The following is a 23,460-nucleotide window of genomic DNA, read 5'->3' on the forward strand; positions in this document are numbered from 1 at the left end:
ATATCTATTAGATATTCTTTTTAAAGTAAAATAATTTAATATTAATCAGCGAATGACTTAAATTGACAGTTCTTTGAAAATCTTTGTGTCTGATTCGAGATGAAATAAACGCAAAAATGTACATCAAGGTGTTTCAGGATTTTCCTTAAATTACAGAGGGTTTATATGATTCAGCGTAAACGCATCTAATAGCCATTTGTCCAGAAACCCCATCTTTTTTCTTATTTGTAACACCACATTAACATTACGGATGTGGTCGCTCATATCACATTTTGTTATGCTGCGAATCAATAAATATTTAAGTAAATTCTTAAAAGAAAAAAAGAGATTGTACGGCTCTCATCTCAATTGAAATTGGTGTGGGCGACTATTGGCGGAATTTATCAAACAGGAGTGGGGCAAATAGGGTGAATTATTTGTACCTCTTCCTGGTAATTATTTAGCCATCACCTGAAGTCGGGGGTATTATAAAGATGAAATGCAATAACAGGATGCTCAGATTATCTGCTTCCCTGACCTTAATTTCACTGGTGGTGACTGCGGCTCATGCAACTAACGGTCTGGTAGGGATATCTCCCGTTGCGGCAATGACGATGAAAGAAAGTATTCTTTTCGCTCTTGACCGCGACCCGTCGGTGAGTCAGCAGGCTGCACAGCTGGGGATTGGCCAGGCACAAATAGACGAAGCGCGTAGTGGCTGGATGCCACAAATAGCCTTGAACGGGAGTACGGGTCACAGCCAGACCACCGATTCGAGCGGCTCGTTGCGAAATTCCGCAGCCTGGGGTCTGAGCCTGACGCAGCTTGTGTACGATTTTGGCAAGACCAATAACAGCATCAGCCAGTCTTCAGCTCAGCGTGACAGCTATCGCTACCAGCTGATGAGCACGATGTCTGCCGTCGCGGAAAAAACGGCCCTCAGCTATGTGGAAGTGAAACGCTACAGCGATCTGTTACAGGCGGCAACAGAGAACGTGCAGGCGCTTAAAAACGTTGAGCAGCTGGCAAAACTCCGCGCCGATGCAGGGGTAAGCTCCACCTCTGATGAGCTTCAGACCCGCACCCGTATTGCCGGAATGCAGGCGACGGTAGAGCAGTACAATGCGTCCCTGAACAGCGCCCGCGCGCGGCTGGCGGTATTAACTGGCATACAGGCTGAACGCTATTCACCGGTTCCGGGAGGTCTGGCCGTGGAGTCGGATTCTCTCAATCGAATTGATTATTCACTGATCCCAACGGTGATGGCCGCGCAGAACATGGAGCGTTCAGCCCAGTACGGCGTAGAAACCGCGAAGTCACAGCACTGGCCAACCTTAAGCCTGAAAGGGGGCCGCACCCGGTACGAGTCTGATAATCGCGCGTACTGGGATGATCAGATCCAGCTCAATATTGATGCACCGCTTTATCAGGGCGGCGCGGTCTCGGCGCGCGTCCGTCAGGCCGAGGGCGCAAGGGCAATGGCATCGTCTCAGGTCGATCAGGCCCGTTTTGATGTCCTGCAAAAAGCCTCCGTCGCACAGGCCGACTGGACCGGGGCGCAAGGACGTATGGAGGCCGGAAAACGTCAGCTGGAAAATGCGTTGCGCGCCCGCGACGTCTACAAAAATGAATATACCCTGAGCAAGCGCAGCATTAACGATCTGCTCAGCGTGGAGCAGGATGTCTGGTCTGCCACCTCAGCGAAAATAATGGCTGAATACGATGGCTGGAGCGCGGCGATTAATTACGCCTCCGCGGTGGATAATCTCATGCCGCTTATCGGAATAGAGAAAAACGCTGCCGCGAAATTACCTGATTTGAGTTAAAAAAGGCGCGCCTTTCTGCGCGAAATAAGTCAGACAATAATGGGTGGTTTTTCCCAGGGATAGTTACATCCCTCTGGTGGACATAACCACAGGAATACGCGCACCTGCAAGGAGAAGAATATGAGTAACGCAAAAGTTGTTGATGTTATCATTCGAAAAACGGCAGAAAAAACGAAATTAACCGGTGAAGGGAATCTCTCGGTCTCTATTTCATCGCCGAGCGTGATTGAAATTCAGGGTTCTGCTCAGGACGTGGTGCGTTATGTCCGCCAGGGGAATGACCTCCTCATTTATATGAAAGATGGCAGCGTGATCCGCTGCAATAATTATTTTGTCGAAGACACGGAAACCCATAATCATTCCGAACTGGTATTTAACGATAACCAGGAGTTGACGCATATTTCATTTGCCGATGCCGGGGAAGCATCAGGCGTTGCCGCCACCGAATTAACCGCCCAGGCTGCACCCATTAGCAGCATTGAACCTTTTCTGGAGCAGGGAAGCGTCTTAAGCGATGCGCCGTGGGGCTGGATTGCCGGAGCGGCGTTGGGAGGCGGTGCGATTGGCGCACTGCTGGCTCACGGCGGTGACGGCGAAACCAAAACTAAAGTTATTGATAATACAAAAGAAGTCGAAAGCGCCACGCCAACATTTTTACTGACGGATAACGCGGGTGACAAGCAGGGGGTGCTGAGTGCAAAAGAGGTCACGGATGATAACACCCCAACCTTCAGCGGTACCGGGCAGCCGGGCGCGACCATTCAGGTTAAAGACAGCAGCGGCAGCACCATCGCCAGCACCATGGTCGCAAAGGACGGCACCTGGACGGTAACACTTCCGACCCAGGCGGAGGGGGAACATACCTGGTCCGTCGTCCAGATCGACGGCAGTAAAACGACCTCTGCGGGCAGTATTACCGTAACCGTTTCTACAGCGGATACCAGCGTGACGCTCGCCACCACGGCGGGCGATAACGTGATCAACGCCAGCGAGCAGGCCGCTGGCTTTACGCTGTCCGGCACCAGCAAAAACCTGGCGCAGGGAACGGCGCTTACCGTCACGCTGAACGGTAAAACCTATTCCGCAGAAGTGGGGGCAAACGGCGCATGGAGCGTGAAGGTGCCTGCTGCTGACGCGCAGGCGCTGGGCGATGGTACCTGGACGGTCAACGTCAGCGGCAAAGACGCGGCGGGCAACACCGTGACCGGCAGCCAGACGATTGGCGTCGATACCGCTGCGCCAGCGATTTCTGTCGACACGATCGCCCAGGACAACATCATCAACGCGGCTGAACATAATCAGCCGCTGACGCTGACCGGAAAAACCGATGCGGAAGCGGGCCAGATTGTGACGGTCACGCTGAACGGCAAAAATCACACGGCGACCGTGGGCAGCGACGGCACCTGGTCCGTTACGCTTTCGGCCAGTGAAGTACAGGCGATGGCTAACGGCGAGCACACCCTGACGGCAAACGTCAGCGACAAAGCGGGTAACGGGGCCTCCACCACCGCCGATTTCACGGTCGATACCGCAGCGCCAGTGGTCACTATCAACACTGTCGCGGGCGACGACATTCTGAACACCAGCGAGCAGGGGCAGGCTCAGATTATTTCCGGCCAGGCGAACGGCGCGGCGGCGGGCGACGTTGTCACCGTGACCGTTGGCGGTAAGACCTTTACCGGTGTCGTCCAGGCGGACGGCAGCTGGAGCGTCGGCGTGCCAGCCTCTGTCATTGGCGCGCTGGGTGAAGGTAGCCACAGCCTTTCGGTCTCCGTGACCGATGCGGCGGGCAACACCAGCAGCGCGACGCACGGCATTACGCTCAGCGGCAACCCGCCGGAATTTACCCTTGACCCCATCAGCCAGGATAACGTCCTGAATGCGCAGGAGGCCATGCAGCCCCTGAGCCTGAGCGGGACCAGTAATCTGCCGAACGGCAGCGCTGTCACCGTGACGCTGAACAACGTTAACTATCAGGCCACCGTTGAGAACGGTAGCTGGTCCGTTCAGGTGCCGGTTTCCGACGTGCTGGATCTGGCGAATACCCTTTACACCGTGAGCGTCAGCGGCACCGACAGCGTGGGTAACAGCGGCTCCGCCGAGGCGAATCTGCTGGTCGATACCGCGTTGCCGCAGGTGATCCTCAACTCCTTTGCCGGGGATAACCTGGTCAATAATGCCGAAGCGGCGGTTGACCAAACCCTCAGCGGACGCGTCACCGGCGCGGCGGCGGGCGATACCGTCTCTGTCACCGTGGGCGGCAAGAGCTACACCGCGACGGTTGGCAGCGACCTGAAATGGAGCGTGACCATCCCATCGGCCGACCTCCAGGCGTTTGGCGACGGCGAGTTAACCTTCAGCGCCTCTGTCACCAATGCGCACGGCAACACCGGCACCGGCGAGCGTGATATCAACATCAACGCCGAACTGCCGGGCCTGCGCGTGAACACGATCTCTGGCGATGACGTGATTAACGCCATTGAACAGCAGCAGGATCTGGCCGTGACCGGCTCCAGCACTCATCTGGCCGAAGGCACACAGATCACCGTCATCATCAATAATGTTGAATACGTCACCACGGTTAACGCCAGCGGCAGCTGGCAGATTGGCGTGCCGTCGGCGGACCTTCAGGCATGGACGGCGGGAGGCATGACCGTCAGCGTCAGTGCGGAAGATGCCTGGGGCAACACCGTGGCGGCTGAACACCCGATCGAGCTTGACCTGAACGCGGTGGCCGTCACCATCGATACCGTAACCACTGACGATATGCTCAACGCGGCGGAAAAAGGCGCGGATGTCACCCTTTCCGGTCAGACGCAGGGCGTAGAGGCCGGGCAAACCGTGGTGGTGAAATTCGCGGATCAAACCTTTACCGCACAGGTGCAGCAGGACGGCTCCTGGCGCCTGACCGTTCCGGCGAGCGCGATGGAAACGCTGATCGACGGGCGGGCGCAGGTGAGCGTCAGCGTGACTAACGTCAACGGCAACAGCGCGGACGCCTCACGCGTGGTGATTGTCGATACACAGCCGCCAGCCATTACGCTTGATAACCTGACCGACGACAACATCATTAATGCGGCAGAAGCGCAGCAGGATCTGGTGCTCAGCGGCAGCACAACCGCTGAAGCGGGCCAGACGGTCACCGTGACGCTGAACGGTAAATCTTACCAGACCACGGTCCAGGCGGACGGTCGCTGGCAGTTGAACGTGCCTGCCGCCGACGTTGGCGCGCTGACCGATGGCAATGTCACCGTCACGGCCACCGTCAGTGACGTGGCGGGCAACAGCAGCAGCGCGGACCGCGTTGGGCTGGTGGATGCCACCGTGCCGCAGGTGACCATCAACGATTTCGTCACCGACACCAACACCGTTAACCAGCTGGCCCATTCACAGGCGCAGATCCTGAGCGGCTTCGTTACCGGCGCGGCGGCGGGTGATTTGGTCATCATCACCATCAATAACGTGGACTACACCACCGTGGTGGATGCGGCGGGCAACTGGAGCCTCGGCCTGCCTGCGTCCGTCGTTCAGGGGCTGACGGACGGCACCTGGACCATTAACGTCTCCGTGACCGATCGGTCCGGCAACACCGGCAGCAGTTCAGTGGATGTGGTGGTCAATACAGTCACGCCTGTAATCGGTATTAATACGCTGGCAGCGGATGACGTGATCAATGCGGCAGAGAAGGGCGAAGATCTGCTGCTTTCCGGTACCAGCAACCAGCCGGAAGGAACCACCATCACCGTTAATCTGAACGGTATCAACTATGCAGCCACCACCGACTCCAGCGGCAACTGGAGCGTTACCGTACCCGCCTCTGCGGTGAGCGCGCTGGGTGAAGCCAATTACACCGTGACGGCGAGCGTCACCGATAATGTGGGCAACAGCGCCTCTGCCACGCACGATGTACTGGTGGACAGCTCGCTGCCGGTTGTTACCCTCAACAACGTCGCGGGCGACAATATCGTTAACGCGGCGGAAGTGGCCGCAGGGCAAACCCTGACCGGGAAAGTATCGAACGCGGCATCGGGCGATACCGTCACCATTATCATCGGCGGGCAGACATACACGGCTACCGTACAGGACGATCTCACCTGGAGCCTGCCGTTAACCCAGAGTCAGTTAACCGCGCTCGGCAACGGCGACCTGACCGTATCGGCCAGCGTGACGAACGGGCACGGTAATACCGGATCGTCTTCCCTGGATGTCACCATTGACGCCCAGTTGCCCGGCCTGCGCATTGATACCGTCGCCGGTGACGACGTCATTAACGTTATTGAACACGCGCAGAACCTGGTTATCTCCGGCACCAGCACCGACCTGGCGGCGGGTAGCACCGTCACCGTGACCATCAACGGCAAGAGTTATTCCGCCTCGGTACTGGCGGACGGCACCTGGCAGGCTGCGGTTCCGGCCGCGGACGTCTCCCGGTGGGAGGACGGGTCGCTCACCATCAGCGCCAGCGCGCAGGATACCTCCGGCAACCCGGTGAACATCGGTACCGTGGTGGATGTCGATCTCGCCCCGGTGGCGATAAGCATCAACAGCGTGACGGACGACAACGTGCTGAACGCGGCAGAAAAAGGCCAGGATCTGGTGCTGTCCGGCTCCTCCTCGAACGTTGAAGCGGGCCAGACCGTTACCATTATCTTTGCGGGTAAAACCTGGACCACGATGGTCGATGCCAACGGCGACTGGACCTGCACCGTACCGGCTGCCGATCTGAGCGGCCTGAAGGATGGCGACGCCAGCGTACAGGTCAGCGTAACCAACGTGAACGGCAACGCGGCCTCTTCCTCGCAGGCATTCAGCGTCGATACCGCCGCGCCAGCGGTCACCATCAACACCATCAGCGGCGACAACATGCTAAATGCGGCAGAGGCGGCGCAGGACCTGACCCTGAGCGGGACGTCTACTGCCGAAGCAGGCCAGACGGTCACCGTGACCTTCAACGGCAATCAGTACACCGCCCAGGTGCAGGCAAACGGCAGCTGGACGCTGGATGTACCGGCGGCGGATCTGGCGGGGATCGCAGACGGTAGCGCGGCGGTCACGGCGACCGTGTTCGATAAAGCGGGCAACCCGGCCAGCGCGGGGGCGTCCGTGCTGGTCGACACTACCGTGCCGCAGATTACCTTCAACATTGTGGCGGGCGACGACATTGTTAATATTGCCGAGCACGGCCAGGCGCTGATTGTCACCGGCAAGGTGACGGGCGCGCAGGCGGGCGATGTGATTACCCTGACCCTGAACGGCAAAGACTACACCGCCATGCTGGACGGTGCCGGTAACTGGAGCGTGGGCGTTCCGGCGGCGGACGTGGGCGCGCTGGCTAACGGCGATCAAACGATCTCCGCCACGCTCACCGATAAAGCGGGCAACAGCACCAGCACGACGCACGCGTTTGACGTCTCCCTGACCGCGCCGGTGATTGCCATCACTACCCTGGCGGTTGACGACGTGATCAACGCGACCGAGAGAAGTCAGGATCTGCTGGTCTCCGGCACCAGCAACCAGCCGGACGGGACCCGCATCACCGTAACCCTGAACGGTATCAGTTACGCCGCCACCACCGATGCCAGCGGTAACTGGAGCTTCACCGTTCCGGCGGCAAACGTCTCGGCACTGGGCGAAGCGAGCTACAGCGTGACGGCCAGCGTGACCGATACCGCGGGTAATAGCGCGAACACCAGCCATAGCGTGCTGGTCGACAGCGCGCTGCCGCAGGTCACCATTAATGCAGTTGCCACCGACGACGTGATTAACGCAGCGGAAGTGGCTTCCGGACAAACCCTGAGCGGGAAAGTGAGCGGCGCGGCGAGCGGTGACACTGTCACGATCGGTATCGGGGGCAACACCTATACCGCGACGGTTCAGGACGATCTGAGCTGGTCGGTTAACGTGGCATCTGACGTCTTAACCGCTATCGGTAACGGCGATCTCACCGTAACAGCGAGCGTGACCAACGGCCACGGCAACACCGGCACCGGCGAGCGCGACATCACGATTGATGCCAGCCTGCCGGGCCTGCGCGTGGATACCGTGGCAGGCGACGATGTGATCAACAGCATCGAGCATACTCAAAACCTGATTATCACCGGCTCCAGCGACGGGCTGGCGAGCGGATCGGCGCTGACGGTCACCGTCAACGGCAAAACCTACGCGGCAACCGTGCTGGCGGACGGCACCTGGACGGCGGCTATTCCGGCGGCTGACGTCGGCGCGCTGAGCGCAGGTACAGTCACCGTGACCGTTGACGGCCAGAGCGCGGCGGGTAATCCGGTTTCCATCAGCCATGACGTGAAGGTGGATCTGGCGCCGGTCGCCATCAGCATCGACGCCGTAGCTACCGACGACGTGATTAACGCAGCCGAGAAGGGTGCGGATCTAGTGCTGTCCGGCTCGACCACCAACGTGGAAGAAAACCAGACCGTTACTATCATTTTCGGCGGTAAGACCTATAGCGCGACGGTGGATGCCAGCGGCCACTGGACGGCGACCGTACCGTCTGCCGATTTGGGCGGACTGAAAGACGGCGACACCAGCGTGCAGGTCAGCGTCACCAACGTAAACGGCAACAGCGCCTCGGCGGGCCGCGAGTACAGCGTGGACGCCACCGCGCCGACGGTGTCCATCGAGATCGTCAGCGACAACAACATCATCAACGCGGCCGAAGCGCAGCAGGATCTGGTCGTTAACGGTGTCTCCAACGCCGAAGCGGGCCAGACCGTCACCGTGACGCTGAACGGCGTGGACTACACCACCACCGTACAGGCGAACGGCAGCTGGAGCGTCACCGTACCGTCTGCGGATGTCGGCGCGATTACCGACGGCAGTTACACCATCACGGCAGCCGTCCAGGATAAAGCGGGTAACCCGGCCTCGGCGGATCGCGATGTGCTGGTGGATACCACAGTGCCACAGCTGACCATTAACACCGTTTCCGACGACGACGTGATCAACAGCGCCGAGCATGCGCAGGCGCTGATTGTCACCGGTTCCGTGACCGGTGCGGCGGCGGGTGACGTGGTGACCGTCACCATCAATAACAAAGATTACACGGCGACCCTGGACGCTTCCGGCAAGTGGAACGTGGGCGTGCCTGCGGCGGACGTGAGTGCTCTGACCGCAGGGGATCACACCATCACCGCGGCGCTGACCGATAAAGCCGGAAACAGCAACAGCACAACGCACGAGGTTGAAGTCAACCTCACCGCGCCGGTGCTGACCATTGACACTGTGTCCGGTGACGATGTGATCAACAACACCGAGAAAACTCAGGATCTGACCATCACAGGTACGGCTTCCGGGCTGGCGGCGGGCGCGGTGGTGACCGTGATGCTCAACGGCAAAGCGTACAGCGCCACGGTAGCTACCAATGGCCAATGGACCACCACCGTTCCGGCGAGCGAGGTGGGGCAACTGGGTGAAGCGCTTTACACCGTGTCGGCCTCCGCGACGGACAGCGTCGGCAACAGCACCAGCACCTCGCACACCGTGAACGTGGAATCCGTTCTGCCGGGCGTGATTATCAACACCGTGGCAGGTGACGACGTCATTAACGCGGCGGAGCTGGCAACCGGCCAGACCATCAGCGGTAAGGTGGTGAATGCCGAAGCAGGCAACACCGTGACCGTGACCATTGGCGGCAACAGCTACACCGCAACGGTGCAGAGCGATCTCACCTGGTCCGTGAGCGTGCCGGAGTCGGTGCTGACCGCACTGGGCAACGGCGATTTAACCGTGTCAGCCAGTGTCACCAACGGCGTGGGCAATAGCGGAACGGGCGAGCGCGAAATCGTGATAGACGCGAATCTGCCGGGCCTGCGCGTGGACACCGTGGCGGGCGATGACGTGATTAACAGCATCGAACACGGGCAGAATCTGATTATCACGGGTTCAAGCGACGGCCTGACGGCGGGTACGGCGCTGACCGTCACCGTAAACGGCAAAACCTATGCGGCTACCGTGCTGGCAGACGGTACCTGGAGTGCGGCGATCCCTTCTGCGGACGTGAGTGCCCTTGCCGCAGGCACGGTCACCGTGACCGTTGAAGGGCAGAGCAGCGCGGGCAATCCGGTGGCTATCAACCATGATGTGACGGTGGATCTGGCAAACGTCGCCATCAGCATCAATGCGCTTGCCACCGATGACGTGATCAACGCCGCCGAGAAGGGCGAAGATCTGGTGCTCTCCGGCACCACTGCGAACGTGGAGGAAAATCAAACCGTCACCATCACCTTCGGCGGCAAGAACTACACCGCCACGGTGGACGCTGAGGGTAAATGGACCGCCACGGTGCCATCTGCGGATCTGACCGGTCTGAAAGAGGGTGATGCCAGCGTGCAGGTAAGCGTCACCAACGTGAACGGCAACAGCGCCTCGGCGGGGCGCGAGTACAGCGTGGATACTACCGCGCCGTCCGTAACCATCAATACGATTGCCACAGACGATATCCTGAACGCCACGGAAGCGCAGTCAGACCTGGCAATCTCCGGCACCAGCACCGCCGAAGCGGGCCAGACGCTGACCGTGTCGCTGAACGGCAAAGATTACACCACAACCGTCAGCGCGAACGGCAGCTGGACGCTGAACGTTCCGGCGGCGGATCTGGCAGGATTAACCGACGGCAGCGTGACGGTCACTGCCTCAGTCAGCGACAAGGCGGGTAACCCGGCGTCGGTGGACCACAACCTGACGGTGGACGTCACCGTTCCGACTGTGACCATCCACACCGTGGCAGGCGACGACGTGATTAACGTGGCTGAACACAAGCAGGCACAGATTATCAGCGGCTCCGCCACCGGCGCGGCGGCGGGCGATAAGGTCACCGTCACGATCGGCGGCCAGACTTACACCACCGTGCTGGACGCGGCGGGTAACTGGAGCGTGGGCGTTCCGGCAAATGTGATTTCAGGCCTCAGCGACGGCACCGTGACCGTCACTGCGTCAGTCACCGACGCGGCGGGCAACACCGGCAGCGGCACGCATAATGTGACCGTCGATACCGGTCTGCCGTCGGTCAGCTTCAACGCCATCAGTGATGACAACGTCCTGAACGCCGTTGAAAAAGGGCAGGACCTGAGCGTCAGCGGCACCAGCGCCAACCTGACGGAAGGCACCGTGGTGACCGTAATTCTGAACGGCAAAAACTACACGGCGACAACTGCGGCAGACGGCACCTGGAGCCTGACGGTTCCGGCGGCGGATCTGGCCGGTCTCGGTCAGGCCAGTTACACCCTGAACGCGACCGCCACCAACGGCGTGGGCAACAGCGTGAGCAACACCGCGAACCTGCTGGTGGACACCGCGCTGCCAACCGTCACCATCAACACCGTGGCGGGCGACAACGTGATTAACGCGGCGGAAGTGGCGGCAGGTCAGACCCTGAGCGGCACCGTGGCGAATGCCGAAGCGGGCAACACCGTGACCGTGACTATCGGCGGCCTCAGCTACACCGCAACGGTGCAGAACAATCTGTCCTGGTCCGTGAATGTGCCGTCTGACGTGCTGACCGCACTCGGCAACGGCAGCCTGAGCGTGACGGCAACCGTCACCAACGGCCACGGCAACACCGGCACCGGCGAACGCGAGATCGCTATCGACGCTAACCTGCCGGGCCTGCGCGTGAATACCGTGGCAGGTGATGACGTGATCAACACCATTGAGCACGCGCAGAACCTGATTGTTTCAGGCTCCAGCGACGGGCTGGCGCCGGGCACGGCGCTGACGGTTACCGTCAACGGTAAAGATTACGCGGCAACGGTACTGGCAGACGGCACCTGGCGCGCGGCGATCCCGTCCACCGACGTGAGCGCGTGGCCGGAAGGCACCGTGAAAATCAGCGTTACCGGCGACAGCGCGGCGGGTAACCCGATCACCATCAGCCACGATGTGACCGTGGATCTGGCTACCGTTGCCATCAGCATCAATGCGCTTGCCACCGACGACGTGATTAACGCGGCGGAGAAGGGCGCGGATCTGGTGCTGTCCGGTGCGACCACCAACGTGGAAGCCGGGCAGACCGTGACCATCAGTCTGAACGGCAGGATCTACACCACCACCGTGGACGACAGCGGCAACTGGACTTACACCGTGCCGTCAGCGGATCTGGCTGGCCTGAAGGATGGCGACGCCAGCGTGCAGGTGAGCGTCACCAACGTGAACGGCAACAGCGCGTCTGCGGGCCACGAGTACAGCGTGGATGCTACCGCGCCGTCCGTGACCATCAACACGATTGCCACAGACGATATCCTGAACGCCACGGAAGCGCAGTCTGACCTGGCAATCTCCGGCACCAGCACCGCCGAAGCGGGCCAGACGCTGACCGTATCGCTGAACGGCAAAGATTACACCACAACCGTCAGCGCGAACGGCAGCTGGACGCTGAACGTTCCGGCGGCGGATCTGGCAGGATTAACCGACGGCAGCGTGACGGTCACTGCCTCAGTCAGCGACAAGGCGGGTAACCCGGCATCGGTTGATCACACTCTGACGGTGGATGTGACCGTTCCTGGGGTGACCATCCACACCGTTGCAGGTGACGATGTGATTAACGCGGCTGAACACAATCAGGCGCAGATCGTCAGCGGCTCCGCCACCGGCGCGGCAGCGGGCGATAAGGTCACCGTCACGATCGGCGGCCAGACTTATACCACCGTGCTGGACGCGGCGGGTAACTGGAGCGTGGGCGTTCCGGCCAGCGTCATTTCAGTCCTCAGCGACGGCACCGTGACCGTCACTGCGTCTGTCACCGACGCGGCGGGCAACACCGGCAGCGGCACGCATAATGTGACCGTCGATACCGGTCTGCCGTCGGTCAGCTTCAACGCCATCAGCGATGACAACGTCCTGAACGCGGTAGAAAAAGGGCAGGACCTGAGCCTCAGCGGCACCAGCGCCAACCTGGCGGAAGGCACCGTGGTGACCGTAATTCTGAACGGTAAAAACTACACGGCGACAACTGCGGCAGACGGCACCTGGAGCCTGACCGTTCCGGCGGCGGATCTGGCGAGCCTGGGCGAAGCCAACTACACCCTGAGCGCGACCGCCACCAACGGCGTGGGCAACAGCGTGAGCAATACCGCGAACCTGCTTGTCGACACCGCGCTGCCAACCGTCACCATCAACACAGTGGCGGGCGACAACGTGATTAACGCGGCGGAAGTGGCTGCGGGGCAGACCCTCAGCGGCAGGGTAACGAACGCTGAGGCGGGCAACACCGTGACGGTGACCATCGTCGGCAACAGCTACACCGCGACGGTGCAGAGCGATCTGACCTGGTCCGTGAACGTGCCTGAGTCGGTTCTGACGGCGCTGGGCAACGGCGATTTAACGGTGTCAGCGACCGTCACTAATGACCATGGCAATTCGGGAACGGGCGAGCGCGATATCACTATCGACGCCAGCCTGCCGGGGCTGCGCGTGGATACCGTGGCGGGCGATGACGTGATCAACAGCATTGAGCATGGTCAGAATCTTATCGTCACTGGCTCAAGCGATGGGCTGGCGGCGGGCACTACGCTCACCGTGACCCTGAATGGCAAGACCTATGCCGCGTCGGTACTGGCAGACGGCTCCTGGACCGCGGCGATCCCGGCGGCAGACGTGGGCGCTCTGGCCGCAGGCACGATGACCGTCACCGTAGCGGGCCAGAGCGCGGCGGGCAATCCGGTCTCCATCAGCCACGACGTCACCGTCGATCTGGCAGCCGTGGCAATCAGCATCGATGCCATCGCCACCGACGACGTGATTAATGCGGCGGAGAAAGGCGCGGATCTGGTGCTTTCCGGCAGCACATCCAATGTGGAAGAGAACCAGATCGTTACCATCACCTTTGGCGGCAAGTCTTACACCGCCAAAGTCGATGCCGACGGCAACTGGACGGCGAACGTGCCTTCCTCGGATCTTGCGGGTCTGAAAGACGGCGACGCCAGCGTGCAGGTGAGCATCACCAACGCGCACGGCAACAGCGCTTCGGCGGGCCGCGAATACAGTGTAGATGCCACCGCGCCAACCGTGACGATTGACACGGTCGCAGGCGACAACGTGATCAACGGCAGCGAAGCGGCTGCGGGCGTGGCCATTTCCGGCACCACCACGGCGGAAGTCGGTCAGACGGTAACCGTAACCTTCGGCGGGAACAGCTACACCGCGCAGGTTCAGCAGGGCGGCGTCTGGAGCGTTAACGTGCCGGGCACAGACCTGTCCGCCCTGGCGGATAACGGCTACACCGTGCAGGTGAGCGTGAGTGACGCCGCGGGTAACCCGGGCAGCGCGGGTAAAGCGATTACGCTTGATACCACGCCGCCGACCGTCAGCTTTAACGTCGTGGCGGGTGATGACGTCATCAACAGCGTGGAGCACGGGCAGGCGCAGATCGTCAGCGGCACCGCAACCGGCGCCAGCGTCGGCGATAAGCTGATTATCACCATCGGTTCGAATCAGTACACCACCACCGTTGACGCCAGCGGTTACTGGAGCGTGGGCGTTCCGGCCAGCGTGATTTCCGCACTGGCCGACGGCACCGTAACCCTCAGCGCGACTATCACCGACAGCGCAGGCAACAGCAGCACTCAGACCCATGACGTGGTGGTAAATACCGCATCGGTCGCGCTGACCGTCAACACCCTCAGCGGTGATGACGTGATCAATGCGGCAGAAGCGGGCGCGTCGCTGGTTATCAACGGTTCCAGTGCGCAGTTCGCCAGCGGCACGCAGGTCACTATCACCCTGAATGGTAAGAGCTATACGGCCACCATTCAGAGCGACGGCGCCTGGCAGACCACCGTTCCAGCCGCCGACGTGGGCGCTCTGGCCGACGGCGCGAGCTACCAGGTTTCTGCTTCGGCGCAGGACAGCGCCGGGAACAGCGCCTCGGCGACGCATACCATCAGCGTGGACACCACCTCGCCGGTGATTAGCGTGAACACGTTGTCGGGCGACGACGTGCTGAATGCGGCGGAAGCTCAGCAGCCGCTCACCGTACACGGCTCTTCCAGCGCGGAAGCAGGCCAGACTGTGACCGTCACGCTGGGCGGAAAAACCTACACTGCGCTTGTCGGCAGCGATGGCACCTGGACGCTGGACGTTCCGGCGGCAGACCTGGTCGCACTGAGCCAGGGTGCGCTGACGGTGACCGCCGTGGTCAACGATAAAGCCGGTAACAGCGGCCAGACGACCCATACCTTAACGGTCGATACCGGCGCACCAGCCGTCACCATCAGCACCGTGGCCGATGACGATATCGTCAACAACGCCGAGCAGCTGGCGGGGCAGACTATTAGCGGGACCACCACCGCGGAGCAGGGCCAGACGGTGACCGTCTCCTTCAACGGGCACAGCTATCAGGCGACCGTTGGAGCAGACGGTTCGTGGTCGGTCTTCGTGCCGGGCCGCGACTTCCTCGGCCTGAGCGATGGGGATTACACCATTACGGCTACGGTGAGCGATAAGGCGGGTAACCCGGGCAGCGCAACACACGACGTGACGCTGAACGGCGACGTGCCGACCATCGTCATTAACACCTTTGCCCAGGACGATATCGTCAACGCCGCCGAGCACGGCACGCCGCTAATTGTCAGCGGCACCACCGACGCGCCTGCGGGCCAGACGGTGACCATTACGCTTAACGGTAAAACCTACACGGCTACCGTTCAAAATGACGGCACCTGGAGCTATACGGTCGGCAGCGCAGACGTGACCGCGCTGGCGGACGGCGGTTCGTACGTGATCAATGCGCAGGTGAGCAACGCCATCGGCAACAGCGCCAGCGATAACCACAGCGTCACCGTGGATCTCACCGCACCGTCAATGGGGATCAGCATTGATTCCCTGCAAAACGATACCGGCCTGAGCGCGAGTGACTTCATCACCAACGATAAGCAGGTGGTGGTGAACGGTTCCCTGACCGCGCAGCTCGGTAATAACGAGAAGGCGCAGATCAGCCTGGACGGTGGTTCAACCTGGATTGACCTGACCGTGACCGGCACCACCTGGCGCTACACCGATGGGCGTACCCTGACGGACGGGACGTACCCGTACCAGGTGCGCGTCATTGATAACGCGGGCAACGTTGGGGCAACGGACAGCCAGGACGTGGTAATCGATCTGACGAAGCCTGCGGCGACGAGCATTACCGTGGATTCCGTCTCGCAGGATACCGGCCTGTCCGACAGCGACTTCATTACCAGCGACAACCAGATTAGCCTGAAAGGGACGCTCGGCGCGGCCCTGGGCAGCGGCGACCACGCGCAGATCAGCCTGGACGGTGGCGCGACCTGGACTGACGTGAGCGTCAGCGGTCTGAGCTGGACCTACGTTGATGGCCGCACGCTGGCCGACGGAGACTACAACTACCAGCTGCGGGTGATTGACGACGCGGGGAATATCAGCGCCACCACCAGCCAGGTGGTGACCATTGATACCGTCGCGCCGGACGCCAGCAAAACGATCGCTATCGACAGCATCAGCGACGATACCGGCCTGAGCAGCAGCGACTTTATCACCAATGATACCTCCCTGACGCTGCACGGCTCGCTCGGCGCAACGCTGGCCGACGGCGAATATGCCCAGATTAGCATCGACGGCGGAGTCAGCTGGCAGAACGTGATCGTCACCGGCAACAGTTGGTACTACGTGGACGGCCGCACGCTGGGTAACCAGACCTATGACTACTACGTTCGCGTAGTGGATGCGGCGGGCAACGTGGGTGCCAGCGCTCATCAGCAGGTGATGGTCGATACGGTCGCGCCGGATGCGGCGATTACGGTGACCGTGGATAACATCACCGTCGATACCGGCTTCGACAATAACGACTTCCTGACCAGTTCGACCTCGTACACGCTCAACGGGACGCTCGGGGCCGAACTCGGGGCGGGTGAGTATGTGCAGGTGAGCATGGATGGCGGCACTACCTGGGTTTACGCCACGGTAAGCGGCACCCGGTGGAGTTATAACGACGCGCGCACCCTGGCCGACGGCGACTACCGCTATCAGGTGCGGGTTGTCGATCAGGCGGGCAACGTCGGGGCCACCACCACGCAGGACGTGACGGTGGATACCCAGGCGCCGCAGTACGGCATCACCATTGACAGCATCAGCGAAGATACCGGGCAGTCCGGGAGTGATTTCATCACCATGGACACCTCGCTGACGATCAACGGCTCGTTGGGCAGCGCGCTGGCCAGCGACGAGCGCGTACAGATCAGCCTCGACGGCGGCAATACCTGGATTGACACTGCCGTCACTAACCAGCGCTGGAGCTATACGGATACCCGCGATCTGGCGGACGGGGATTACACCTGGCAGGTGCGGATCATCGACCAGGCGGGCAACGTCGGCTCAACCTCGTCGCAGGTGGTAACGGTTGATACCACGCCGCCTGAAACGGTGGGAACGGTGGTCAGCTATACCGACGGGGAAGGTGAACGTACGGGCACGTACGGCGCATCAGTCGCGACGGACGATACCTCACCACTGATCAACGGTACGCTTAACCGTGCTCCGGAAGACGGCGAAATCGTGCAGCTTTACCGGGACGGGATCTTGCTGGGTCAGGTCACAATGAACGGCAGCGCAAGCTGGTCCTATCAGGACAACGGCCTGCTCGACGGGAATCACACTTACATTCTGCGCGTCACCGACAAAGCCGGTAACTACACGGAATCGGATGGCTTTGTGCTGAACGTCGATACCAGCATCCCGACCACCACGGCGGCGATTACTGCCCAGACCACCTCGGATACCACGCCGATTGTCAGCGGTACGGTCTCCGCAGACCTGGTAAACGGTGAATATCTGGTGGTGACGGTGAACGGGAAAACCTACACCTCCCAGACCGGCGGCGCGGTGGTAGTCGACCCGGATCACAATACCTGGTATCTGCAGATCCCGGACAGCGATGCCCTGAGCGTGGCGAACTACGACGTAACCGCGCAGGTGAAGAGTAGCGCGGGCAACGGTAACACCACCGGTACGGCAACCGGCAGCCTGGTGATCGATACCACCTCGGTGAATACCGACTGGGCGACCACTGCGGGTAACCTGAATAACTCGACCATGACCGTCGGCACGAACAGCAGCGGCCTGTGGAATATCATTGCTAACGGCCAGTCTTACTCCAGCAGCGATAGCTCGACCTATGCCGGCAATACGCTGAGCAACACCCGTGGCTATTACGTAGTGAGTCAGACCGCCGCCGACTTTGACCGTAACGGCACCCAGGATATTTTCGCAACTGAGAACACCTACGCGGGTTCTACGCAGGTGATGTGGACCTACGATGGCAGCAGTTACACCGCCAGCCAGCTGGCAATGGGGACCACTATCTGGTACGGCGGCGTAATTGCCTACGATAAAACCGGGGATGGCTATCTGGATCTGGCCTACGGAGATGCCGGTATGGACTCCCTGACCTACCTGGTTAATACCAACGGCGTTCTGTCGCCGGACGGCACCGGCGGGGAAGGTGGATTCTACGGCCAGTTCGATTCCGGACGTGAAATCTCCGGCGTCGACCTGAACAACGACGGCACCGTGGACATCGTGCAGCACACCAACCGCAGCGGGGCGTACTCGCTCACCGTGATAAACAACAACGGGAACGGTACGCTCTCCATTGGCCAGAACCTGACCAACGTGTTTGTGGCCAACGCCTCGAATACCACCACGGCGGCGTCCATGACGTGGGCGGACTTTAACGGCGATGGCTACATGGACCTGTACCTTGGCAGCAGCTACAACAACAACGGCGGGGTGATTTACTACAACGACGGTACCGGGCAGCTATCCACCACCAGGAGCGCGGTGGAAGCCTCTAACGCCACGGCGGGCTATTTGTCGGTGGCGGTGGACTGGAACGGCGATGGGCAGATGGACATCATCAAGCTCAGCACCTACGGCGGCTCGCAGACGGCAACCTTGTTCACCAACAACGGCTACGGCTCAACCTGGACTTCAAGCCAGCTGGCGTCAGGGCTTGCTAACGTCACCGGCGTCGCCGCGGTGGATTACAACTGGGACGGTGCGCAGGATCTGCTGGTGTCTCAGCAGAATGGCAAGGTGGTGCTGGTGCAGAACAATGCGGAGATCGCTGACGGTACCGCGATGCATCTGCACATTGTCGATAGCGAAGGCATCAACGCCTACTATGGCAACACGGTCAATCTGTATAACGCTGCGGGCGTGCTGGTGGCCTCGCAGATCATCAACGCCCAGTCCGGCATTGGCTCGAATGATACCTCTGCGCTGGTAAGTTTCTACGGGCTGGATCCGAACGAAACCTACTCGGCGGAGATCGTGAAGATCACCAACGGCGTGTCGGATAACGTCACCTGGACCGGCCTGGACGCGAGCAACGGCAAAGAGGGTTATGTTCTCACCGCCGAAGCGGCCACCGGCGGCCACAGCGGAACCATTACCGGAACCGGGTATAACGACACCTTTATCGCAGAGGATGGGACCTATACCTATAATGGCTCCGGCGGCTGGAATACCCATTCCGACTACGACACCTGGAGCAATACCGGCGGCATGGACATGGTGGATTACCGCAATGCCACCTCTGGGATAACTGTTGATTTGCGCCTCTCTACGGCGCAGGACACCGGGTTCGGTACTACACGGTTGTTGAATATTGAAGGGATTAACGGCTCCGACCATGACGACGTGATCACCGGCAACAGCGGTGATAACCAGTTCGAAGGCCGCGGCGGTAACGACACCTTCAACATCGGCAGCGGCGGTCAGGACACGCTGCTCTATAAGCTGATCAACGCGTCTGACGCGACGGGCGGCAACGGTAGCGATGTGGTGAACGGCTTTACCGTCGGTACCTGGGAAGGGACGGCAGACACGGACCGCATCGATCTGCGCGACCTGCTTTCCGACAGCGGCTATACCGGCACCGGCTCGGCGAGCTACGTGAACGGCGTGGCGACGCTGGACAGTAGCGCGGGCAACATTGCTGACTACATCCGCGTGGTGCAGAACGGCAGCAACACCGAGATCCAGGTTGACCTCGACGGGACGGGCGGCCAGTTCTCGCCAACCACCCTGGTGACGCTGAACGGCGTGCAGACGGATCTGGCGACGCTGCTGGCAAATCATCAACTGTTAATTGCGTAAAACAACGCCGCGGGGAGCGATCCTCGCGGCTTTTTGCGTTTCTTTACATTAATAGCCATAACCCTCTATTTCACAAGATTATTTTGCGGGCTTGTTTAGGTAACGTTCGATTTCTAATCATCTCGCAAAGGTATCATTTCAGTGCGAAATCATCGCCCTGAACAGGACGTAGCATTATGAAGACACATCCACAGTACGAACCCTGGTTGCAGGGCATGCTCATCATCGCTAAGCACTATCGGCTGGATTTTTCGGCGGAGCATGTTCGGGTCACGATTAACCATGAAAGCCAGTCTTCGCGCCAGCTGGTGCTGGAGGAGATGGCGCGCCAGCTTGGGCTGGGGATGCGTTGGGTAGCGGCGGAAGCCGTATCGCTCGACCCGTGGCGCTTACCGCTGCTGGCGGAGTTCACCGGCGGGCAAATCGCGGTCATCAACCGTATGGACAACGAAGGGAACATCAGCGTGCAGTTCAGCGGCGACGGCGGCCTGGAGACGACGCTGACGCGTGACGAACTCGGTTCGCGGTTAAAAGGGCTGATGGTGCTGCGTCCCCTGGAGTCCACGCCGGATGCGCGCGTGGATGATTACATCAAACCCTATGAGAAAAACTGGTTCTGGCAGCTGGCGCTTAAAGACTGGCGTCGTTACAGCGATATTATGCTGGTGGCGCTGGTCGCCAACGTGCTGGCGCTCTCCGGCATGGTCTTTTCCATGCAGGTGTATGACAGGGTGGTGCCGTCCCAGTCGGAAGCCACGCTGTGGGTGCTGTTTGGCGGCGTGATGATCGCCATCGTGTTTGAATTCATCATGCGCATGCTGCGGGTGCATATTTCGGATGTGGTAGGGAAACGCGCCGACCTGCGTATTTCCGAGCGCGTGTTTGCCCACGCCCTGCGGATTAAAAACGGCGCACGGTCGAAATCGACCGGGTCGTTTATCGCCCAGATCCGCGAGCTGGAGTCGGTGCGGGAGCTGATCACCTCCACCACCATTGCAGCCATCTCCGATCTGCCGTTCTTCCTGCTGTTCGTCTTCATTCTGTGGATGATTGGCGGCCCGCTGGTGCTGGTGGTGCTGCTGGCCGTGCCGCTGCTGCTCATTCCCGGCCTGCTGGTGCAGCGCCCGCTGGGAAAACTCTCCAGCGAAGGGATGCGTGAATCGGCGATTCGTAACGCCACGCTGGTGGAAGCGGTGCAGAGGCTTGAGGACATCAAGCTGATGCGCGCCGAGCAGCGGTTCCAGAACCAGTGGAATAACACCAATGACGTTGCCGCCAGCGTCGGCATGAAACAGCGCTGGCTGACGGGGCTGCTGCTGACCTGGACCCAGGAGGTGCAATCTATCGTCTACGCCGTGGTGCTGCTGGTGGGCTGTTACCTGGTCATCAGCGGCGACATGACCACCGGTGCGCTGGTGGGCACCTCGATTCTGGCGTCCCGCACCATTGCGCCGCTGTCGCAGATTTCCGGCGTGCTCTCCCGCTGGCAGTCAGCAAAGGTGGCCCGCAAGGGACTGGATGACCTGATGCAGCGTCCGATTGACGATCCCCAGCACGGCAAAAAAGTGCATAAAGCCCACCTGCGCGGTGATTATCAGCTGGACGACGTCGGGTTTTATTACGACGAAGAAGAGAAGCTCACCGTGCTGAACGTCAGCAAACTGCGCATTCGCGCCGGGGAGCGCGTGGCGGTGCTCGGGCGGAATGGCTCGGGGAAAAGCACTTTGCTGCACCTGCTGGCGGGAATGCAGGAGCCACAGCAGGGCAGCATTTTGCTGGACGATATTGCTCTCAATCATCTTGACCCGGCTGACGTACGCCGCGATATGCAGCTGCTCAGTCAGCAGGCGAGGCTGTTCTTCGGCTCCGTACGCGACAACATCCTGATGGGTAATCCGCTGGCGACAGACGAGGAAATCCATCAGGCGCTGGTCAATAGCGGCGCGCTGGAGTTTGTGCGCAAGCAGAAAATGGGGCTGAACACCATCATCAACGAGGGCGGAATGGGGCTTTCCGGCGGGCAACGTCAGGCGCTGCTGCTGGCACGCGCGCTGATCACCTCGCCGAATATTCTGCTGCTGGATGAACCAACCGCCTGGCTGGATGAGGTCAGCGAGAAGCAGTTTATCCAGCATCTGCACCAGTGGCTCGGTAAGCGCCGGACGCTGGTGGTGGCGACGCATCGTCTGCCGATTCTGGACCTGGTTGACCGCATCATCGTGCTGGAAAACGGCAAAGTGGTGATGGATGGCCCTCGTGATGCCATTTTACGCCAGCACGGAATGGCCCCGCAGCAGGCGCCGCAGCGCACGGTTAAACTGAAAACGGAGGGCGTGGCATGAATGATTTCTCCCGCTTTAATAGCCGACTGAAGGAGCCCCGCCTGCCGCGATCGTCGCTGGTGGCATGGTCGCTGTTTGCCCTGCTGGTGGTGTTTATTACCTGGGCCAGCCTGTTCCAGCTGGATGAGGTCACTACGGGCAGTGGCAAGGTGATCCCGTCCTCCCACGAGCAGGTGATCCAGTCCCTGGAAGGGGGGATTATCCACAGTCTGATGGTGCGCGAAGGCGATATCGTCGAGCGTGGTCAACAGCTTGCCCAACTGGACCGGACGAAAACCGAGTCCAGCGTGCTTGAGAGCGAGTCTCGATTAAATGCTGCGATGGCGACAGCCGCGCGTCTGAATGCTGAAGTGAACGACACCGGGCTGACATTCCCGGCAGAGCTGGATGACGACGTTGAGCTGGTTAAACAGGAAACGGCGCTTTACCAGTCTCGTCGCGAAAGCCTTGAAAAAGGGCTGGCGGGTTTACGCCAGGGAGCGGATCTCGTGCAGCGTGAACTGGCATTAACGCGCCCGCTGGTGACGCAGGGGGCAGCCAGTAAGGTCGAAGTCTTACGCCTTGAACGCCAAAAAAATGAGCTGGAGAGCAAAATCACCGAGATGAAAAACCAGTACTACGTTCGCGCCCGCGAAGAACTGGCGAAAGCGAACGCGGAAATCGAAGCGCAGCGTTCGGTGATGAAAGGGCGCGAAGACTCACTCACCCGCTTAACGTTTAATGCGCCGGTGCGTGGCATCGTGAAAGACATTGACGTGACGACGGTTGGCGGGGTGATCCCGCCGAACGGCAAACTGATGAGCCTGGTACCGCTTGATGACCAGATGGTGATAGAAGCGAAAATCTCGCCGCGCGATGTCGCGTTTATCCATCCCGGGCAAAAAGCGCTGGTGAAAATCACCGCTTATGACTACTCCATTTACGGCGGGCTGGAGGGGGAGGTGACGATGATTTCACCGGATACCCTTCAGGACGAGGTGAAACGGGATGTTTATTATTATCGCGTTTATATCCGTACAGACAGTAACCATCTGACTAACCGGCAGGGCAAGGAATTCCCGGTGTTTCCGGGCATGATAGCTACGGTTGATATCAAAACCGGCAGTAAATCCGTCATTGATTATCTGCTGAAACCGTTAAATAAGGCAAAAGAGGCGCTGCGCGAGCGATAAAAAAGGCGTTCAGCA

General features: G+C 60.2%; 4 protein-coding genes. All 4 read left to right on the forward strand.

Annotated features, from left to right (window positions below; all coding sequences use genetic code 11):
- Positions 1-491 precede the first annotated feature (491 nt).
- The 4 genes from IPZ49_RS15515 to IPZ49_RS15530 all read left to right on the forward strand — a co-directional run bounded on the left by IPZ49_RS15515 (position 492) and on the right by IPZ49_RS15530 (position 23,445).
- On the forward strand, positions 492-1,805 hold the full coding sequence (locus IPZ49_RS15515) for a TolC family outer membrane protein (protein ID WP_223861947.1): 1,314 nt from the start codon (positions 492-494) through the stop codon (positions 1,803-1,805).
- Between the two features lie 120 nt (positions 1,806-1,925).
- The gene (locus IPZ49_RS15520) at positions 1,926-19,931 is read left to right on the forward strand and encodes an Ig-like domain-containing protein (protein WP_180258412.1); all 18,006 of its coding nucleotides are present in this window, start codon (positions 1,926-1,928) and stop codon (positions 19,929-19,931) included.
- A gap of 176 nt (positions 19,932-20,107) precedes the next feature.
- Positions 20,108-22,273, forward strand: a complete 2,166-nt coding sequence (locus IPZ49_RS15525; RefSeq protein WP_063145934.1) for a type I secretion system permease/ATPase — start codon at positions 20,108-20,110, stop codon at positions 22,271-22,273.
- Positions 22,270-23,445: an HlyD family type I secretion periplasmic adaptor subunit gene (locus IPZ49_RS15530; protein ID WP_022648066.1), complete on the forward strand. Its 1,176-nt coding sequence runs from the start codon at positions 22,270-22,272 to the stop codon at positions 23,443-23,445. Before IPZ49_RS15525 ends, IPZ49_RS15530 begins: the two co-directional genes overlap by 4 nt.
- The last annotated feature ends 15 nt before the right edge of the window (positions 23,446-23,460 follow it).

The organism is Enterobacter cloacae complex sp. S2 (assembly GCF_015159675.1).
GTDB lineage: Bacteria > Pseudomonadota > Gammaproteobacteria > Enterobacterales > Enterobacteriaceae > Enterobacter > Enterobacter intestinihominis.

Coding starts and splice junctions, on each gene's coding strand:
- IPZ49_RS15515 (WP_223861947.1), top strand. CDS start 492: ATGCTCAGATTATCTGCTTCCCTGACCTTAATTTCACTGGTGGTGACT.
- IPZ49_RS15520 (WP_180258412.1), top strand. CDS start 1,926: ATGAGTAACGCAAAAGTTGTTGATGTTATCATTCGAAAAACGGCAGAA.
- IPZ49_RS15525 (WP_063145934.1), top strand. CDS start 20,108: ATGAAGACACATCCACAGTACGAACCCTGGTTGCAGGGCATGCTCATC.
- IPZ49_RS15530 (WP_022648066.1), top strand. CDS start 22,270: ATGAATGATTTCTCCCGCTTTAATAGCCGACTGAAGGAGCCCCGCCTG.